The organism is Paraburkholderia sp. Ac-20342 (assembly GCF_017104985.1).
Lineage (GTDB): Bacteria > Pseudomonadota > Gammaproteobacteria > Burkholderiales > Burkholderiaceae > Paraburkholderia.
On sequence record NZ_JAAGPQ010000031.1, the window covers coordinates 16,077 to 35,314 of the forward strand.

Annotated in this window: 20 protein-coding genes; 1 reads left to right on the forward strand and 19 read right to left on the reverse strand. The window is 61.9% G+C overall.

From position 1 onward, the window contains the following. Positions 1–132 precede the first annotated feature (132 nt). Positions 133–834, forward strand: coding sequence for a glutathione binding-like protein (locus G3N58_RS14645; protein ID WP_167047685.1), 702 nt, complete (start codon positions 133–135; stop codon positions 832–834). A 101-nt stretch (positions 835–935) separates the two neighbouring features. On the opposite strand, the gene G3N58_RS14650 is transcribed toward G3N58_RS14645, so the two are convergent. The 19 genes from G3N58_RS14650 to nuoE form a co-directional block, all read right to left on the reverse strand. Beyond that, positions 936–1,412, reverse strand: coding sequence for a MaoC family dehydratase (locus G3N58_RS14650; protein ID WP_205999478.1), 477 nt, complete (start codon positions 1,410–1,412; stop codon positions 936–938). Continuing rightward, positions 1,409–1,867, reverse strand: coding sequence for a MaoC family dehydratase (locus G3N58_RS14655; protein WP_167047691.1), 459 nt, complete (start codon positions 1,865–1,867; stop codon positions 1,409–1,411). The genes G3N58_RS14650 and G3N58_RS14655 overlap by 4 nt, the downstream gene beginning before the upstream one ends. A 33-nt stretch (positions 1,868–1,900) precedes the next feature. Further along, positions 1,901–3,028 carry an acyl-CoA dehydrogenase gene (locus G3N58_RS14660; protein WP_205999479.1) on the reverse strand — a complete coding sequence of 376 codons (1,128 nt, stop codon included), beginning with the start codon at positions 3,026–3,028 and terminating at the stop codon, positions 1,901–1,903. A gap of 10 nt (positions 3,029–3,038) precedes the next feature. Continuing rightward, complete coding sequence (locus tag G3N58_RS14665; RefSeq protein WP_205999480.1) at positions 3,039–4,235, reverse strand: acyl-CoA dehydrogenase family protein; 1,197 nt, start codon at positions 4,233–4,235, stop codon at positions 3,039–3,041. A 47-nt stretch (positions 4,236–4,282) separates the two neighbouring features. Continuing rightward, the gene (locus G3N58_RS14670; RefSeq protein WP_167047700.1) at positions 4,283–4,708 is read right to left on the reverse strand and encodes a DUF1178 family protein; all 426 of its coding nucleotides are present in this window, start codon (positions 4,706–4,708) and stop codon (positions 4,283–4,285) included. A 256-nt stretch (positions 4,709–4,964) separates the two neighbouring features. Further along, on the reverse strand, positions 4,965–5,489 hold the full coding sequence (locus G3N58_RS14675) for a DNA-binding protein (RefSeq protein ID WP_167283369.1): 525 nt from the start codon (positions 5,487–5,489) through the stop codon (positions 4,965–4,967). Between the two features lie 19 nt (positions 5,490–5,508). After that, on the reverse strand, positions 5,509–5,799 hold the full coding sequence (locus tag G3N58_RS34180) for a hypothetical protein (RefSeq protein WP_167047706.1): 291 nt from the start codon (positions 5,797–5,799) through the stop codon (positions 5,509–5,511). Positions 5,800–6,098: 299 nt separating this feature from the next. Further along, entirely contained in the window at positions 6,099–6,689 is a 591-nt protein-coding gene (locus G3N58_RS14680; protein ID WP_167047709.1) for an NUDIX hydrolase, read from the reverse strand. Between the two features lie 43 nt (positions 6,690–6,732). Beyond that, the gene (locus tag G3N58_RS14685; RefSeq protein WP_167047712.1) at positions 6,733–7,029 is read right to left on the reverse strand and encodes a DUF2818 family protein; all 297 of its coding nucleotides are present in this window, start codon (positions 7,027–7,029) and stop codon (positions 6,733–6,735) included. Beyond that, positions 7,029–8,501: an NADH-quinone oxidoreductase subunit NuoN gene (gene nuoN, locus G3N58_RS14690; RefSeq protein ID WP_167283368.1), complete on the reverse strand. Its 1,473-nt coding sequence runs from the start codon at positions 8,499–8,501 to the stop codon at positions 7,029–7,031. Before nuoN ends, G3N58_RS14685 begins: the two co-directional genes overlap by 1 nt. Positions 8,502–8,525: 24 nt before the next feature. Further along, positions 8,526–10,016: an NADH-quinone oxidoreductase subunit M gene (locus tag G3N58_RS14695; RefSeq protein ID WP_167283367.1), complete on the reverse strand. Its 1,491-nt coding sequence runs from the start codon at positions 10,014–10,016 to the stop codon at positions 8,526–8,528. Between the two features lie 14 nt (positions 10,017–10,030). Continuing rightward, the gene (gene nuoL, locus G3N58_RS14700; RefSeq protein WP_205999481.1) at positions 10,031–12,103 is read right to left on the reverse strand and encodes an NADH-quinone oxidoreductase subunit L; all 2,073 of its coding nucleotides are present in this window, start codon (positions 12,101–12,103) and stop codon (positions 10,031–10,033) included. Positions 12,104–12,120: 17 nt separating this feature from the next. Continuing rightward, positions 12,121–12,426 (reverse strand): NADH-quinone oxidoreductase subunit NuoK, encoded by a 306-nt coding sequence (gene nuoK, locus G3N58_RS14705; protein WP_006052894.1) that lies wholly within the window; start codon positions 12,424–12,426, stop codon positions 12,121–12,123. 20 nt (positions 12,427–12,446) lie between these two features. Continuing rightward, on the reverse strand, positions 12,447–13,136 hold the full coding sequence (locus G3N58_RS14710; RefSeq protein WP_167047723.1) for an NADH-quinone oxidoreductase subunit J: 690 nt from the start codon (positions 13,134–13,136) through the stop codon (positions 12,447–12,449). A gap of 191 nt (positions 13,137–13,327) precedes the next feature. After that, the gene (nuoI, locus tag G3N58_RS14715) at positions 13,328–13,816 is read right to left on the reverse strand and encodes an NADH-quinone oxidoreductase subunit NuoI (protein WP_012432383.1); all 489 of its coding nucleotides are present in this window, start codon (positions 13,814–13,816) and stop codon (positions 13,328–13,330) included. Between the two features lie 15 nt (positions 13,817–13,831). Continuing rightward, positions 13,832–14,896, reverse strand: coding sequence for an NADH-quinone oxidoreductase subunit NuoH (gene nuoH / locus G3N58_RS14720; RefSeq protein WP_167047726.1), 1,065 nt, complete (start codon positions 14,894–14,896; stop codon positions 13,832–13,834). After that, positions 14,897–17,230 (reverse strand): NADH-quinone oxidoreductase subunit NuoG, encoded by a 2,334-nt coding sequence (gene nuoG, locus G3N58_RS14725; protein WP_167047729.1) that lies wholly within the window; start codon positions 17,228–17,230, stop codon positions 14,897–14,899. A gap of 153 nt (positions 17,231–17,383) precedes the next feature. Then, a complete protein-coding gene (nuoF, locus tag G3N58_RS14730; protein ID WP_167047732.1) occupies positions 17,384–18,712 on the reverse strand; it encodes an NADH-quinone oxidoreductase subunit NuoF in 1,329 nt (442 codons plus the stop codon). Then, a complete protein-coding gene (gene nuoE / locus G3N58_RS14735) occupies positions 18,709–19,194 on the reverse strand; it encodes an NADH-quinone oxidoreductase subunit NuoE (RefSeq protein WP_167047735.1) in 486 nt (161 codons plus the stop codon). The genes nuoF and nuoE overlap by 4 nt, the downstream gene beginning before the upstream one ends. Positions 19,195–19,238 lie beyond the last annotated feature (44 nt).

Genomic DNA, 19,238 nt, shown 5'->3' on the forward strand with positions numbered 1-19,238 from the left:
CCGCGGCCCGATGTGAAAGGTGAGCGCGGGGGGCTGAGCCCACGGCAAGCAGCATCGTACGATCTATGCTCTAATTTTTCGACCACGGCGGCGCCCTCTTTGCGGCGCCGCTTTGACGAAGAGGGAGCAACGATGATCGATGTCTATAGCTGGGCGACCCCGAACGGCCACAAGGTTCACATCATGCTCGAAGAGACGGGCCTGCCCTACACCGCGCATGCCGTGAATATCGGTGCCGGCGACCAGTTCAAGCCCGAATTTCTCGCCGTCAGTCCCAACAACAAGATTCCCGCGATCGTCGACTCCGAGGGCCCGAAAGGCGCTGATGGCCGGCCGTTCGCGCTGTTCGAATCGGGCGCGATCCTGATTTACCTGGCTGAAAAAACCGGCAAGTTTCTGCCGACCGATCCGGCCGCGCGCTACTCGGTGCTGCAATGGCTGATGTTCCAGATGGGCGGCCTCGGTCCGATGCTGGGGCAGGCTCACCACTTCCGCCTCTACGCACCCGAGCAGATCGAGTATGCGGTCAAACGCTACACCAACGAAGCGCATCGCCTGTACGGCGTGATGGACACGCAACTCGGCAAGACGCGTTATCTCGCCGGCAACGACTATACGATCGCGGACATCGCCTCGTTCCCGTGGACGCGCTCATGGAAAAACCAGGGCATCGAACTCGATGCGTTCCCGAACGTGAAGCGCTGGCATGAAGAGATTGCCGCTCGGCCCGCGGTGGTGCGCGGCGTCGACGTGCTCGCGTCCGCACGCGTGCCGCTGATGGACGACAAGGCGAAAGAGATGCTGTTCGGTGCCACCCAGTACGCGAAGCATTAACTGCTTTGTCTTCCCGGCGATACGCCCCGACGCCAGGCAAAAAGTGCGAGCCCGCATGCACGCCGGCTCGCACTTTCGATTTCACCCGCGACGCAAGAACACTAGAAGTAGTGCCGCGTAATGAACTCCGCGATGCACACCGGCCGCTCGCTGCCCTGCCGCTCCACCGTGACGTTCCATGCGACCTGCACGCCGCCGTCGTCGACTTCGGTCACGGATTCCACCGCAAACTTCCCGCGCAGCGACGAACCCACCAGCACCGGCGACACGAAACGCACACGATTCAACCCGTAGTTGACGCCCATGCGCTGCTCGAACGTCACCGTTTCACCGAGCAGAGCCGGAATCAGCGAGAGCGTCAGAAAACCATGCGCGACCGGGCCGCCGAACGGCGACTCGCGCCTGGCCCGCTCGGGGTCGACGTGAATCCATTGATGATCGCCGGTGGCCTCGGCAAAACGATCGACCTTATCCTGATCGACGCTCAACCATTCGCTGACGAGCGGTTCGGCGCCCACGCGCGCGAGCACAGCCTCGGCATTGTTGAAAGCGGCGAGCGGCGCCGCACTCGCCGTCATGCCGCGGCTCCCGGCTTGCGCAGCCCGAACATGCCCTTCGAGCGCACCGTAATCACCGTTTCGCCATGCTGATTGATGCCTTCCCAGCGCGTCGATACGATGCCGCGATCGGGTTTGCTCTCCGACACGCGCTTGTCGACGATGACGTTCATCATCGTGATCGTGTCGCCGACGCGCACCGGCTTGAGCCAGCGAATCTCGTCGATACCGGGCGAGCCCATCGACGTCGAACCCGCCAGCACGTTGCGCACGAGCATGCCCATCATCACCGAGCACGTATGCCAGCCGCTCGCCACGAGGCCGCGAAACGGCGATTCGGCCGCTGCGGCTTCGTCGAGGTGAAACGGCTGCGGATCGAACTTCTGCGCGAACTCGACGATCTCCTCGCGCGTGAACGTGTGCTTGCCGACTTCGTGCGTCGTGCCGACTTCCATGTCTTCGAAACTGAATCCCATCGTGCCTCTCCTTGATCCGGTTGAATGCGCCGATCAGTCTTCGGCGACGGCAAAGCCGGGAAGCGTGGCGAACCGCGCAAGATGATGATCGACGTCGCCAAGCGTGGTCTCGATGATCGCGAGGCGCTTAAATAGATGCGCCGCCGCTACCTCGTTCGTGACGCCCATGCCGCCATGCAACTGCACCGCCTGCTGACCGACGAAACGCGCCGCCTGACCGACGCGCACCTTTGCCGCCGAAATTGCGCGACGGCGTTCGTCGGCATCTTCGCTCGCATAGCGCATCGCAGCGAGATAGGTGATGGAGCGCGCCTGTTCCGCGTGAATCAGCATCTCGACCATACGATGCTGCAACGCCTGGAAACGCGCGATCGGCTGGCCGAACTGCTGGCGCGTTTTCGTGTAGTCGACGGTGGCGTGGTTCAGCGCGTCGAGCGCGCCGATCGCCTCCGCGCACAGCAGCAACGTGCCGTAGTCGGCGATCTGTTCGAGCGCCACCGCGCCCGCGTGCTGACCGGCGAGCCGGCGCGCGGGCGTGCCGGTGAATTCGAGCGTCACCGCGCGCTGGCCGTCGATGGTGCGATATTCGGTGACTTTGGCACCGGCCGCGCCGCGCGCCACGACAAAAAGCGCGATCTCGCCATTCAGGCGTGCCGGCACGATCCAGTGATCCGCCTGCGCGCCGTGCAGCACGGCCGACTTCGTGCCACCTAGCGCGTACTGCTCGCCCTGAGCGCTCGCCGTCGTGGCGATGTCGAACAGATCGTAACGTGCGTGCGGTTCATGAAAGGCCACGGCCAGTTTGCATTCGCCCTGCGCCGCGCGCTCGAGCAACGCGGCGTCTTCGCCTTCGCTCGTGCCCGCTATGCGTAGTGCCTCGATGCCGACCACGGTCGCCCAATACGGCTCGATGACCAGCGCGCGACCGAGTTCCTGCATGACCACCAGCATGTCGATCGGACCACCGTTGAAACCGCCCTGCGCTTCCGGCACCGGCAGCGCGGTCAAACCGAGTTCGGTGAACGCGGCCCAGTGCGCGGCCGACACACCGGCTTCCGAGCGCACGATCGCCTGACGCGCCTCGAAGCCGTAGCTTTTCTCGAGATAGCGGCGCAGCGCGTCGGCAAATTGCTGTTGTTCGTCGTTGAAAGTGAAGTCCATGCGCCGCTCCTCAAAGTCCGAGAATCATCTGCGCGATGATGTTCTTTTGAATTTCATTCGAACCGCCGTAGATCGACGTCTTGCGGAAGTTGAAGTAGTACGCAGCGAGCGGCGCGGCATCGTCATCGCCGGCGAGGCTGTGCTCGCGCTCGCCTTCGAGGAACGGCACGTCGAACGGCGCGGCAAGCGGACCAATCGCTTCGAACATCAGCTCGGTCAAGCCCTGCTGCACTTCGGTGCCTTTGATTTTCAGCATCGACGCTTCCGGGCCCGGCCCGCGTCCGCCCGCCTCGTTGGCAACCACGCGCTGCACGGTGACTTCGAGCGCCATCAACTCGATTTCGAGATTCGCGACCTTCGCGGCAAAGACCGGGTCCAGCAGCAACGGCTTGCCGTTCTTCTTCTGATTCAGCGCGACGCGCTTAAGAAAGACGAGTTCACGCTTCGAGGTGCCGACCCGCGCGATGCCGGTGCGCTCATGACCTAGCAGGTATTTCGCGTACGTCCAGCCGCGATTTTCCTCGCCGACCAGATTCTCCAGCGGCACTTTCACGTCTTCGAAAAACACCTCGTTGACTTCGTGATCTTCGTCGAGCGTGATGATCGGCCGCACGGTGATGCCCGGCGTTTTCATATCGATCAGCAGAAACGAAATGCCTTCCTGCTTTTTGGCCCCGCTGTCGGTGCGCACGAGGCAGAACATCATGTCGGCGTACTGGCCCAGCGTGGTCCAGGTTTTCTGGCCATTGACCACGTAATGATCGCCGACGCGCTCGGCACGGGTGCGCAGCGATGCGAGATCCGAGCCCGAACCCGGCTCGGAATAGCCCTGGCACCACCAGTCTGTGCCGTTGAGAATACGCGGCAGATAGTGGCGCTTCTGCGCCTCGTTGCCGTATTTCATCAGCACGGGTGCGACCATCGATACACCGAAGGGCAGCACGGAAGGCGCACCAACTCGCGCGCACTCTTCCTCCCAGATATGCCGCTGGGTCGCATCCCAGCCCGGGCCGCCATATTCGCGCGGCCACGCAACCACCGACCAGCCTCGCGTGCCGAGCAACCTGTGCCAGCTAGCGAAATCTTCGCGGGAAAGACGTTTGTGATTGAGTACCTTGTCGCTCAGCTCACGGGGCAGATTCGCCTCGAGCCAGGCGCGGATGTCGGCGCGGAACGCGTCTTCAGCGGGGGAATAGTCCAGATTCATGCGTAGTGTCTCCTGGCCGCCACCACCTGGCGCCAGCAGGCACCGCGCTATTGCAGCGGTTCCTTCAGGGCAGCCGGGACTGGCAGCGGCATCACTTCGATGCCTTCCTCGACCAAGGCACGCGCATCTTCCGGTGTCGTGACACCACGAATATTGCGTGCGGGCGCTTCGTTGTAGTGAATGCGCCGCGCTTCCTCGGCGAAGCGGTCGCCCACGTTCTCGGTCTTTTCCAGTACCTCGCGCAGTGCGCGCATGACACGCGCCTGCATGTCACCGGTATCCGCCGGCGCTTTCGTGTCAGCCGCACCCGACAGATTCAGGCGCGGTGCCGACGGCAAGCGGCTCACTTCGTTCGCACCGCAGATCGGACATTCGACGAGCTTGCGAGACTGCTGCGATTCGAAGTCATCAGCCGAAGCGAACCAGCCTTCGAACCGATGGCCATGCGGACACTGTAAATCGAGGACCTTCATGTGGAATCAGGGCTTGCGTGCCAGTTTAGCGCAAAAAGAAAATTTATGAACGATCGTTCGTAAAATTTAAGATCGATGCGCCAGCGTTGGACGTAGTGAACAAATCGGGCGCGGTGGGCGATTTTAACGCTTTGCGCCAGGCGCTGCCGAAGGCAAGTCGCCACGTGAGCCGTACCGGTTTCGCCTGACGAACCCTACTGGACCGCTCACCCATCATGCTTAAGGGCTCTCTACACCGGCATGCCCCGCATCACGCTTACGCGACGAGGTTTTCAATCCGGCGGCTGACGCGCGCTTCGATCTGACGCGCCCCCCGGGCAAGATTGATCTGTTTCGCCAGCTTTGCAACATCCACCACGTCTGCCTTGATGTTGTATCCGCCGCGCGAAGTGAGCCACTCAAGCACGTCGGACAGATGCCACACCGACGTACTCCCTTCGTGGACAGGCGGAGGGAAGTCCGTGGCGTGGCTCAGCATCAGCTTGCGCATGTTCTGCCGCGATACGCCGGCGACTTCCGCCACATCGGTCAAGCCAACGAAATCGGGCCCCGCCTCTACAAGCTGCGCAGACGGCACCGCGCGTTTGACATCCTTGAGCGCGCTGACGACAGCCTCGAGCGCAGATGCACCTTCGCGGGAAAACAGCAGCCCCAGGCGTCCCGGTTGTCCCACGCCGACCGTGGCGTCGTCGCACCCTGCTTCGCCCAGCCGTTCGACGATCTCGTCGGCATCGCAGTCTTCGGCTGCGAGCCGGTATTTCAACGTGAACACATATTCCATACGTTACTCCTGTCTTCATTCAGCCCAGGTTTGCGCCTTTCATGTTCGGCGCCACACGCCCCGTTACCGCACGAGCCGTGCAGTTGTCGACGATACGCCGCAAATGCTTGGCGTGATTGCCCGAATTCTTCGGCGTACTCCAGACACTCGATATACAGAACTCTCCGCAGCGGCATTCCGCCTCTTTATAAGGACAGTAGATTTTTCCCCACGCGTGACCTCTCCCACCATCCTGGACGCGCCAGCCATGCTTCTCCGCGTAGACCAATGCCGCTTCGATCTCCTTCTTCGCGTGCTTTCCTCTAACCATCGACACCTCCAATTTAACCGACGCCTCATAAGTTGTCAATCGACAACCACAAAGACTTTCAAAGTCAGACCTCTTCGCTGCCTATCGTTCGTTATTCAAAATAAAAACGATGACGAACGCGGTGACCGGAAAGCTCATACTAGCGACACGCGAACGACTCGACGAGCCAGCCAGATGGCCTATGAAAAACGGATATTCAGGTGTCGGAGAAAAAGCGTTGCCCAATGACAAAGCCCCTGCCGGTCATCGACCGGCAGGGGCTTCTCGTGTTATAGGCCGGATATCTGGCAGCGCCAGACTTATACCGTCTCCGGCGTCGCCGTCGGCCAGGCGCCCGAGAGCACCTTCTCCAGCCAGAACGTGCCGATAATCGTCTTCACGTCGGTGATCTTGCCGGTGCGCACCCATTCGGATACGTCCTCGAACTTCGCCGTAAAGAGTTCGAGGAACTCGCCCTCGTCGAGCTTGCGCTCGCCGGCGACCAATCCGCGTGCAAGATAGATGTCGATGAACTCGGTCGAATACGAAATGATCGGGTGGATGCGCGTCAGGTACACATACTCGCGCGCGGTATAGCCGGTTTCCTCGCGCAACTCGCGCGCCGCGCAGGCCAGCGCGCCTTCGTTCGGATCGAGCTTGCCGGCCGGATACTCGACCATGACCTTGCCCATCGGATAGCGATACTGGCTCTCAAGCAGCACGCGACCGTCGTCGAATAGCGGAATCACCATGACGGCACCCGCATGCTTGACGTATTCGCGGGTCGCCTGCTTACCGTCAGGCAACCGGACCGTATCGTACTTGACCGTCATGAACGGCCCTTGATGAACCGTCTTGCTGTCGATACACGTCTCGGTTAGCGCGGCATCGTGATTGGGAAGTTCAGCCATGTGCGGACCTCAAAACAGCCTGGTGCGCGACGGCGGGACGCCGTCAGCGGCGTTTGACGAGATATTGGAAGGTAAAGCCGGGAAAAGCGAACACGACGAACAGCGCAAACGTGATCGCATAGAACTGCCAGCCCTGTTCGAAGCGGTTTCCCGCGCGCGCTTCGAGCAGAAAACCCAGCGCGCCAACCACGAAATACAACACGATCAGTTCGGCAATCCGCAGCCAGGCGCTTTTCTTCGCCGCTTTCAACGGCACGGCGGCGAAGAGGCGCTGATTCAGGAACGGCAGGTTGGCGCCCACGAACGCCAACAGCACGATAAACCAACCCGCAGCGGACATCAGAGCAGCAGCGTGTGCTGGATAGCCTGCAGGCAGGCGCGCAGCAGCGGGTCGGGCACGATACCGAGCACCAGCACGGCCACGCCGTTGAGCGCGAGCAGCGCGCGCGTGCTCGTGTCGGCGACGATCGGCGACTTGTCCTGCGGCTCGTCGAAGTACATGAGCTTGACGATACGCAGGTAGTAGAACGCGCCGAACAGCGAGGTGATAACCGCCAGAATCGTGAGCCAGGTCAGACCGGCGTTCATCGTCGCCTGCAGCACGGCGAGCTTCGCATAGAAGCCGACTGCCGGCGGAATGCCCGCGAGCGAGAACATCATGATCATCATCACGAACGCGAACACCGGGCTGCGCTGATTGAGGCCCTTGAAGTCCTCGAGCGTGTCCGCTTCGAAATCGCGGCGGGCGAGCAGCATGATGACGCCGAAGGTGCCGAGCGTCGTGATCAGGTAGACGATGCTGTAGAACATCGCCGAGCCGTACGCGCTCGCGGCGCCCGTGGTCTTCTGGTCGACTACGCCAGCGAGCAGGCCGAGCAGCACGAAGCCCATGTTCGAGATCGCCGAGTACGCAAGCATCCGCTTGACGTTGCGCTGCACGATACCGGTGATGTTGCCGACGATCAGCGACAGCGCCGCGAGGATCACGAGCATCTGTTGCCATTCGACCGCGAGCGGCAGCAGGCCCATCACGAGGAAGCGCAGGCCCCACGCGAATGCCGCGACCTTCGGACCGCCGCCAACCGTGAGCGTCATCGCCGTCGGTGCGCCCTGGTACACGTCGGGCACCCACATGTGGAACGGCACCGCACCCATCTTGAACGCCACGCCGGCCACGATGAAGATCACGCCGAACAGCAGCACGCTCGGATCGTAGTGGCTCGTGCCGATCGCCTTGAACACTTCGTTGAGGTCGAGCGAGCCGGTCGCGCCGTACAGCATCGAGATACCGTACAGCAGGAAGCCCGAAGCGAGCGCGCCGAGCACGTAGTACTTCATCGCCGCTTCGTTCGACGACGCCACTTCGCGGCGCAGCGCGATCACCGCATACAGCGACAGCGACATCAGTTCGAGACCGAGATACAGCGTCAGGAAGTTGTTGCCCGAGATCATCACGATCTGGCCGAGCAGCGAGAACATGCCGAGCAGGAAGAAGTCGCCGCGGAACAGGCCGCGGTCCTCGAGATAACGGCGCGAATAAACGATCGACACCGCGTAGCCGAGCGACACCACCGCCTTCATCACGTTGGCGAACGAATCGACCACGTACATGTGGTCGAAGAAGTAATGCACCTGCGGATCGAACGCATTCATCGCGAACCAGATGCCGGCGACCAGCGTCGAGAAGAACGCGATGAAATACGTGGTGCGGCGACCGTCCGGGCCGACGAACGTGTCGTTGAGCCACGCGACGACAACGGCCAGCATCAGCAGCGCGTCGGGCAACAGAGCAGTCATAGGGGCGTTTTGCATGGTCTTAAATTCCTCCGCTCGTCGTTACTGAGGCAACGGCAGCTTCGATTGAGCAACGTGGGAGAGGAGGTTTTCCACGGATACGTGCATCACATCGGTAAAGGGCTTCGGGTACAGCCCCATGAACAGCGTCAGTGCGGCGAGCACTGCCAGCATGAAAAATTCGCGACGGCTGATGTCGGCGAGATGCTTCACGTGGTCGTTCGCGACCGCGCCGAAGTACACGCGCTTGTACATCCACAGCGTGTAGGCCGCGCCGAGGATCAGCGTAACCGCCGCACCGCCCGCGATCCAGAAGTTGTACTGGACAGCCGCCAGGATCACCATGAATTCGCCGACGAAACCGGAGGTGCCCGGCAAGCCGCAGTTCGCCATCGAGAACAGCATCGCGAACGCCGCGAACTTCGGCATCATGTTGACGACGCCGCCGTAATCGGCGATCTGACGCGAATGCATGCGGTCGTACAGCACGCCGATGCTCAGGAACATCGCGCCCGACACGAAGCCGTGCGAGATCATCTGCACGATCGCGCCTTCCGCACCGAGCTGGTTGAAGATGAAGAAGCCGAGTGTAACGAAGCCCATGTGCGCGATCGACGAATACGCGACCAGCTTCTTCATGTCGGCCTGCACCATCGCGACGAGGCCGATGTAGATCACCGCGATCAGCGACAGCGTAATGACGACCGGCGCGAGGAAATGGCTCGCGTCAGGCGCGATCGGCAGCGAGAAGCGCAGGAAACCGTACGCACCGAGCTTCAGCATGATCGCGGCCAGCACGACCGAGCCGCCGGTCGGCGCTTCCACGTGCGCATCGGGCAGCCACGTATGCACCGGCCACATCGGCACCTTCACCGCGAAGGCCATGAAGAACGCGATAAACAACAGCACCTGCGGCGTCATCGCGATCTGCGCGTGCTGCCACGTGGCGAGATCGAACGTGCCGGTTTCGTTGTACAGATACAGCAGCGCGACCAGCATCAGCAGCGAGCCCATCAGCGTGTACAGGAAGAACTTGAACGCCGCATACACGCGGTTCGCCCCGCCCCACACGCCGATGATGATGTACATCGGGATCAGCGTCGCTTCGAAGAACACGTAGAACAGCATGCCGTCGGCCGCGCTGAACACGCCGACCATGATGCCCGAGAGGATCAGGAACGCCGCGAGGTACTGGCCGACGTTCTTCGTGATCACTTCCCACGCGGCGATCACGACGATCACCGTAATCAACGCGGTCAACACGACGAACCACATCGAAATGCCGTCCACGCCGAGGTGGTACGTGATGTGGAAGCGCTCGATCCAGCTCGCCTGCTCGACGAACTGCAGATCCGCCGTGCTCGAATCGAAACCGGTGATCAGCGGAAGCGTGACGATGAAGCTCAGGACCGAGCCGATCAGCGCGATCCAGCGCGCCGGCGCCGGGTTGTCGTCCTTGCCGATCGCGAGGACCAGCAGGCCGAAGAGAATCGGCAACCAGATCGCGATGCTGAGAATCGGATAAGCGTGCATGAGTGTCCCTCGCCTTATTTGCCGCCGAGCGTTACAAACAGGGTCAGGAGCCCCAGCATGCCGATAATCATGGCGAACGCGTAGTGGTAGATGTAGCCGGATTGGAGGAAGCGGATCACGCTCGCGAACCAGCCGATAAAGCGTGCGCTGCCGTTGACGATGCCGTCGATCACGACCACGTCGCCTTCCTTCCACAGACCCCGGCCGATTGCCACCGCGCCGCGAGCAAACACGACTTCGTTGATCTTGTCCATGTAGTACTTGTTATCGAGCAACGTGTAGATCGGGCCGAACGCGCGCTTGATGACAGCCGGCAGGTCCGGACGGATCAGATACAGGAACCATGCAACTACGACACCGGCGAGCGCGAGCCACACCGGCAGGCCCGACACCGAGTGCAGACCCATCGACGCCCAGCCCTGGAACTCTTCGGCCATTTCGTGCAGCGCCGGATGGTTCTCGCCGATGTAGATCACCTTGTCGAACGCGACGCCATGCTGGAAGAAGTCGCCGAACAGCATCGGACCGACACCGATCGCACCGATCACGATCGACGGAATCGCCAGCAGCACCAGCGGCACCCACACGACCCACGGAGTTTCGTGCGGCTCGTGAGCGTGATCATCGTGACCATGAGCGTGACCGTGATCGTCGTGGCCGTGCGCGTCATGCGCATGCGCCGCGGCTTCGATACCCATCGGCGATTCCGGATGCTTCGGACCGCGGAAGCGCTCCTTGCCGTGGAACACCATGAAGTACATACGGAACGAGTACAGCGCAGTCACGAACACGCTCGCGACCACCGCGAAGTAGGCGAAGCCCGAACCCGGCAGATGCGACAGCTTCACCGCGTCGATGATCGAGTCTTTCGAGTAGAAACCCGAGAAGAACGGCGTGCCGATCAGCGCAAGCGAACCGATCAGCGACGTGATCCACGTGATCGGCATGTACTTGCGCAGGCCGCCCATGTTGCGCATGTCCTGATCGTGGTGCATGCCGATGATGACCGAACCCGCGCCGAGGAACAGCAGTGCCTTGAAGAACGCGTGCGTCATCAGGTGAAACACGGCGACCGAGTAGGCCGAGGCGCCGAGCGCGACCGTCATGTAACCGAGCTGCGACAGCGTGGAATAAGCGACCACGCGCTTGATGTCGTTCTGGACGATGCCGAGGAAGCCCATGAACAGCGCCGTGATCGCACCGATGACCATCACGAACGACAGCGCCGTATCCGACAGTTCGAACAGCGGCGACATACGCGTGACCATGAAGATACCGGCCGTCACCATGGTTGCCGCGTGAATCAGCGCGGAGATCGGCGTCGGGCCTTCCATCGAGTCCGGCAGCCAGACGTGCAGCGGGAACTGGGCCGACTTACCCATCGCGCCGATGAAGAGGCAGATGCACGCAACCGTGAGCAGGCCCCAGTCCGTGCCCGGGAAATTCAGCGCCGCGAGTTCGGTGCGCTTCGCGAAGACTTCGCCGTAGTTCATCGAACCGGCGAACGCGAACAGCAGGCCGATGCCGAGCAGAAAGCCGAAGTCGCCGACGCGGTTCACGAGGAACGCCTTCATGTTCGCGTAGATCGCCGACTCGCGCTTGAAGTAGAAGCCGATCAGCAGGTACGACACGAGACCCACCGCTTCCCAGCCGAAGAACAGTTGCAGGAAGTTGTTGCTCATCACGAGCATCAGCATCGAGAACGTGAACAGCGAGATGTACGAGAAGAAGCGCTGGTAGCCGTCGTCGTCGGCCATGTAGCCGATTGTGTAGATGTGCACCATCAGCGACACGAAGGTCACGACGCACATCATCATCGCGGTCAGCGAGTCGACGAGGAAGCCGACTTCGAGCTGCGTCTTGCCGATCGACATCCATTCATAAACGGTCGCGTTGAAGCTCGCGCCGTCCATCACCTGGAAGAAGACCATGGCCGAGAGGACGAACGAAACCGCGACGCCGAGGATCGTGACCGAATGCGCGCCGGCGCGCCCTACCGCCTTTCCGAACAGCCCTGCAACCAGGGAACCGGCAAGCGGTGCCAGCGGAATTGCCAACAGCAGGTTTTCATTGAGTATCGTGGACATAACCGCTTTTCCTGAAATTAACCTTTGAGCTGATCGAGATCCTCGACATTGATCGTGTCGAGACTACGGAACAGGGTCACCAGAATTGCGAGGCCGATCGCCGCTTCCGCGGCCGCCACCGTCAGCACGAAGAAGACGAAGATCTGGCCATGCACGTCGCCGAGGTAGTGCGAGAACGCGACGAAATTGGTGTTCACCGCGAGCAGCATCAGTTCGATCGCCATCAGGATGATGATGACGTTACGGCGGTTCAGGAAAATGCCGACGATGCTGATCGCAAACAGGATCGCACCGAGGACAAGGTAATGGGCTAGGGTCAACATGATTTCTATCTCCTGTCCGCTCAGCTGTTCTTGGCAGGTGCCGAGTCGGCTGCCGCTGCCGCCGCAGCTGCGGCTTCTTCCGCGGCGAGGGTCGCCGCGGTTTTCTCCGACGCCATCTTCACGACGCGCACGCGGTCCTGCGCACGCACCTTGACCTGCGCGCTGACGTTCTGCCGCTTGCTGTCCTTCTTGTGGCTCGTGGTCAGCGCGATCGCCGCGATGATCGCCACCAGCAGTATCAGGCCGGCGACTTCGAACGCGAAGATGTAGTCCGTGTAAATGATCTTGCCGATCAGGCGGGTGTTCGACCAGTCGCCCATGCCGTTCGCGGCCGCGGCCGTATCGTGCAGCACCGTCGACGTCGCGCCGTAGCCGTGCCACAGGATCAGTGCGGTCTCGATCACGATGATCGCGCCCACCACCGTCGCCATCGGCACGAAGCGTTTGAAGTCTTTGCGCAGCACGTCGAGATTGATGTCCAGCATCATCACGACGAACAGGAACAGCACCATCACCGCGCCGACGTAGACGAGCACCAGCAGGATCGCGAGGAACTCGGCCTCGAGCAGCATCCAGATCGCCGCTGCGTTGAAGAACGCCAGCACCAGGAACAGTGCGGACGCCACCGGGTTGCGCGAGGTGATCACCTTCAGCCCCGAGACAACCAGGAGCAGCGCGAAGATGTAGAACAGTACGGTCGTGAATTCCATGATTACCGGTTCATCGTTAGGCCATCGTCAGGCATTGTTCTTTGGCACGCGTGGTCAGCAAAAGCGGGCGAACCGCCAGAACAGTCGCACAGGTGCGCCGTGCCGCGGCGTTCAGACCGCGGCGCTCGGCCCGACAGCAGGCCGTGTTACTGCTTTTACTGCCGCTATTACTGCATCAACGGAAAAGCACTTCAACGATACGGTGCGTCGGCAGCCTTGTTGGCGGCGATCTCCGCTTCATAGCGATCGCCGACAGCCAGCAGCATGTCCTTCGTGAAGTACAGGTCGCCGCGCTTCTCGCCGTGATACTCGAGAATGTGCGTCTCGACGATCGAGTCGACCGGGCAGCTTTCTTCGCAGAAACCGCAGAAGATGCACTTGGTCAGGTCGATGTCGTAGCGCGTCGTGCGGCGCGTGTTGTCCGCGCGCGTTTCCGATTCGATCGTGATCGCGAGCGCCGGGCATACCGCTTCGCACAGCTTGCAGGCGATGCAGCGCTCTTCGCCGTTTTCATAGCGGCGCAGCGCATGCAGACCGCGAAAACGCGGCGAGATCGGGGTCTTCTCTTCCGGGAATTGCACCGTGACCTTGCGCTGGAACGTATAACGTCCGGTCAGCGCGAGACCCTTGAGCAGTTCCGTGAGGAAGAAAGTCTTGAAGAAGTTTTGGATTGCGGTCATGGGTTCGTCCGCCCTTTATTTCCAGATATTCAACGGCGACATGATCCAGAAGCCGACCACCACCAGCCACACCACGCAGACCGGAATGAACACCTTCCAGCCGAGACGCATGATCTGGTCATAGCGGTAGCGCGGGAACGTGGCGCGCGCCCAGATGAATACCGACAACAGGAAGAAAACCTTGGCGACGAGCCAGACGATGCCCGGGATGAACGACAGGAAACCGAACGGTGCGCTCCAGCCGCCGAGGAACAGAGTTGCAGCCAATGCCGAGATCACGATCATGTTGATGTACTCGGCGAGGAAGAACAGCGCGAACGCCATACCCGAGTAATCGATCATGTGGCCCGCGACGATTTCCGATTCGCCTTCCACCACGTCGAACGGGTGACGGTTCGTTTCGGCGATGCCCGAGATGAAGTAGACGACGAACATCGGCAGGAGCGGCAGCCAGTTCCACGACAGGAAGTTCAGGCCGTGCGAGGCGAAGAAGCCGTGCTCCTGCGAGCCGACGATGCCCGACAGGTTCAGCGTGCCGGCCGTCATCAGCACGACCACGAGCGCGAAGCCCATCGAGATTTCGTACGAAACCATTTGCGCCGCGGCGCGCATCGCGCCGAGGAACGCGTACTTCGAGTTCGACGCCCAGCCGGCCAGAATCACGCCGTATACGCCGATCGACGAAATCGCCATCGCGTACAGCAGGCCCGCGTTGATGTCGCCGAGCACCGCGCCCGCCTGGAACGGAATCACTGCCCAGACCGCGAAGGCCGGCACCACCACCATGATCGGCGCGATGAGGTAGATCCAGCGGCTCGCCTGGGCGGGCTGGATCACTTCCTTGAGCAACAGCTTCAGCACGTCGGCGATCGGCTGCAACAGGCCGGCGGGGCCGACGCGGTTCGGGCCGAGACGCACGTGCATCCAGCCGATCAGCTTACGTTCCCACAGGATCAGGTAAGCCACGCACAGCAGGATCACAACGGCCACCACCAGGATGCGCACGAGCGCCCACACCGTGGGCCAAGCGACACCGAGAAGCTGGGACCCGCCCGAGTTGATCGTATCGAACAAGCTCATTTACGCCTTCTCCACCAGCAGTTCACCGAACAGGCTGCCCAGCGCTGCACCGGCAGGTGTAGCCGCCGACACGCGGACCACCGTCTCCGCAAGATTCGCGTCGCGCACGGCCGGCAACTGCACCGCTTGCTCGCCCTGGCGCACGCGTACCGCGTCGCCTTCCTTCAAACCCAGTTTGTCGAACAGCGCAGCCGGCAGGCCGACCGAGTTCGCCACACGTGCGGCCGCAGTCAGATGCAGCGACTCCGCGCGACGCACGAGCGCGTCGGCATGATAGATCGGCACGTTCGCGAGACGCTCGAACCGACCTTCCACCGCCTTGGCCGCCTTGCCGCGCGTCACCGTGACGCTGGTGCGGTTCGACAGACGCGAGTTCAGCTCGCCGTCGCCGAGCGCAGCCGCGCGCACTTCCTCGACCGTGTCGTAGTCGAAACCCGGCACGCCGAGCAGGCTACCGAGCACACGCAACACCTTCCATGCCGGACGCGTGTCGCCGAGCGGACGCACGACGCCGTTGAACGGCTGCACCGTGCCTTCCGCGTTGACGAAGGTGCCGCCCGTCTCCGTGAACGGCGCGATCGGCAGCAGCACGTCGGCGTAGTCGGCGCCGGTCTGGAACGGCGACATCACGACGACCATCTCGGCCTGCTTCAGCGCGGCGAGCGCCTGCGCCGGATTGGCGGTATCGAATTCCGGTTCGAGATTCAGCAGCAGATAACCCTTGCGCGGCTGTTCGAACACTTCGCGGGCGTTCAGGCCGCCTTCGCCCGGCAGCGCGTTCACAAGGTGCGCGCCGACCGTGTTGGCCGCTTCCGTGAGGAAGCCGAGCGTCGCACCGCTTGCCTCGGCAATCCATTGCGCCGCCGCGTGGATCGCGGCGAAGTCGGGATGACGCACCGCTTCGTTGCCGAGCAGCACGAGACGGCGTTCGCCCGTGGCGAGCGAATCTGCAACCTGCTTGTCAGCATCGGTAGGCTGCGTGCCCACGAACGCTTCCGGCAGTGCCACGCCCTTTGCCTGCGCGACCGCGCCGGCGATGCCCGCGAGCACATCGAGCCATGCCGACGGTGCCGCCACCACGCGTTGAGCTTGCGGAATCAGTGCGTCGTCGTTCGTGGCCTGCACGAGCGTGAGTTGCGTGCCGCCCTTGGCCGCCTGGCGCAGACGCGCTGCGAACAGCGGATGATCGCGACGCAGGTCCGAACCGATCACGAGCGCCGCGTCGATATTCGACAGTTCGGCGACGGCGGTGCCGAGCCACGGCGCGCCAGTCACTGGCGCCGAGAAATCGGACTGGCGCAGACGGAAGTCGACATTCGGCGTGCCGACCGCTTGCGCAATCTGCTTGAGCAGGAACAGTTCTTCGATCGTGCTATGCGCGCTGGAAAGCGCTGCGAGCGCATTCGCACCGTGGTCGCCCTTGATGCCCTTCAGACCCTTGACCACGTAGTCGAGCGCCGTCTGCCAGTCGGTTTCGACCCACTGGCCGCCCTGCTTGAGCATCGGCTTGGTCAGACGCTCGGGGCTGTTGAGGCCTTCATACGAGAAGCGGTCCTTGTCCGAAATCCAGCATTCGTTGATGGCTTCGTTTTCGAACGGCAGAACACGCATCACGCGATTGTTCTTGACCTGCACGACGAGGTTCGCGCCGACGGAATCGTGCGGGCTCACCGACTTGCGGCGCGACAGCTCCCACGTCCGCGCGCTGTAGCGGAACGGCTTGCTCGTGAGCGCGCCGACCGGGCACAGGTCGATCATGTTGCCCGACAGTTCGGAGTCGACCGTCTTGCCGACGAACGAGGTGATTTCAGAATGCTCGCCGCGGCCAAGCATGCCGAGTTCCATCACGCCGGCGATTTCCTGGCCGAAGCGGACGCAACGCGTGCAGTGGATGCAGCGCGACATTTCTTCCATCGAGATCAGCGGGCCAACGTTCTTGTGGAACACCACGCGCTTTTCTTCGCTATAGCGCGACGACGACTTGCCGTAACCGACAGCCAGATCCTGCAGCTGGCATTCGCCGCCCTGGTCGCAAATCGGGCAATCGAGCGGATGGTTGATCAGCAGGAACTCCATCACGGCTTGCTGGCCCTTCACCGCCTTGTCCGATTGGGTGCGCACGATCATGCCGGCCGACACCGGCGTCGCGCATGCGGGCACGGCCTTCGGCATCTTCTCGACATCGACCAGACACATCCGGCAATTGGCCGCAATCGACAGCTTCTTGTGATAGCAGAAGTGAGGAATGTACGTGTCGACCTTATGCGCAGCCTGGATCACCATGCTGCCTTCAGGCACCTCGACTTTCTTGCCGTCTATTTCCAGTTCAACCATGATGGTCAATCTTCCTTAACCTGTTACCGCTCAATCGTTCGCCTGTTCAGCGCCCGCTTCGGGCGATGAATCCTGCGGTTGAGGTGTACGTCGGGTAGTTATCCGGTAGTTATCTGTCTGCCAACCCTGCCGGCTCGACTCGGGCAGCCATCGTCAGGCAGCCACGGTCTCCGGCATCGCCGCCGTGCCGGCATGGCCGCCGACGAGGCAATGCTTGTGGGCGACGTGATACTCGAATTCGTCCCAGTAATGCTTGAGCATGCCGCGAACCGGCATGGCCGCCGCGTCGCCGAGCGCGCAGATCGTGCGGCCCATGATGTTTTCCGCGACCGAGTTCAGCAGATCCAGATCTTCCTGACGGCCGAGGCCATGCTCGATACGATGCACGACGCGATACAGCCAGCCCGTGCCTTCGCGGCAAGGCGTGCACTGACCGCACGACTCTTCGTAATAGAAGTACGACAGACGCAGCAGCGAGCGCACCATGCAGCGCGTCTCGTCCATCACGATCACCGCGCCCGAACCGAGCATCGAGCCGGCCTTCGCGATCGCGTCGTAATCCATGTCGGTCTGCATCATCATCTCGCCCGGAATCACGGGCGCCGACGAGCCACCGGGAATCACGGCCTTGATCTTCTTGCCGCCGCGGATGCCGCCGGCCAGATCGAGCAGCGTGGCGAACGGCGTGCCGAGCGGAATTTCATAATTGCCCGGACGTTCGACGTCGCCCGAGATCGAAAAAATCTTCGTGCCGCCGTTGTTCGGCTTGCCGATTTCGAGGTAATTCTGCGGGCCGACCGCCAGCAGGAACGGCACCGCCGCGAACGTTTCGGTGTTGTTGATCGTGGTCGGCTTGCCGTACACGCCGAAGCTCGCCGGGAACGGCGGCTTGAAGCGGGGCTGGCCCTTCTTGCCTTCGAGCGATTCGAGCAGCGCAGTTTCTTCGCCGCAGATGTAGGCGCCGTAACCGTGGTGCGCATGCAGCTGGAACGAGAAGCCCGAGCCCATGATGTTGTCGCCGAGGAACCCGGCGCGGCGCGCTTCTTCCAGCGCCTCTTCGAAGCGCTTATAGACGTCCCAGATTTCGCCGTGAATGTAGTTGTAGCCGACCGTGATGCCCATCGCGTACGCGCCGATCGCCATGCCTTCGATCAGCGAATGCGGATTGAAGCGCAGGATGTCGCGGTCCTTGAACGTGCCCGGCTCGCCTTCGTCCGAATTACAGACGAGGTACTTCTGGCCCGGAAACTGGCGCGGCATGAAGCTCCACTTCAGGCCGGTCGGGAAGCCCGCACCGCCACGGCCACGCAGACCCGATGCCTTCACATCGGCAATCACCTGCTCGGGCGGAATCTTTTCTTCCAGGATGCGGCGCAGCTGGGCATAACCGCCGCGCGCCACGTAATCTTCGAGATGCCAGTTATCGCCGTTCAGCCCGGCGAGAATCAGCGGTTTGATGTGACGATCGTGTAAACACGTCATTTCGAAAGCTCCTCGAGCAGCTGGTCGATCTTCGCGCGGCTCATGAAGCTGCACATGCGATGGTTGTTCACCAGCATCACCGGCGCATCGCCGCACGAACCCATGCACTCGCCTTCTTTCAGGGTGAACTTGCCGTCGGGCGTGGTTTCACCGAAGTCGATACCGAGCTTCTGCTTCAGATATTCGGCGGCGCTTTCGGAGCCGCCTTCCGGGCCGAGCTGGCACGGCAGGTTCGTGCAGAGCGTGATCTTGTACTTGCCGACCGGCGAGGTCTCGTACATCGTGTAGAAGGTCGCGACCTCCTGCACGGCGACTGCCGGCATGCCGAGATAATCCGCGACGAACTGCATGAGTTCGGGCGACAGCCAGCCATGCTCTTCCTGAGCAGTGGCCAACGCCGACATCACGGCGGACTGTTTCTGATCGGCGGGGTACTTCGCGATCGCACGATCGATTTCTTTCAGGCCTTCAGCTGAGATCATTTTCAGACACGACTCTTTCAATTCCTACCGAACGAAAACCTGTC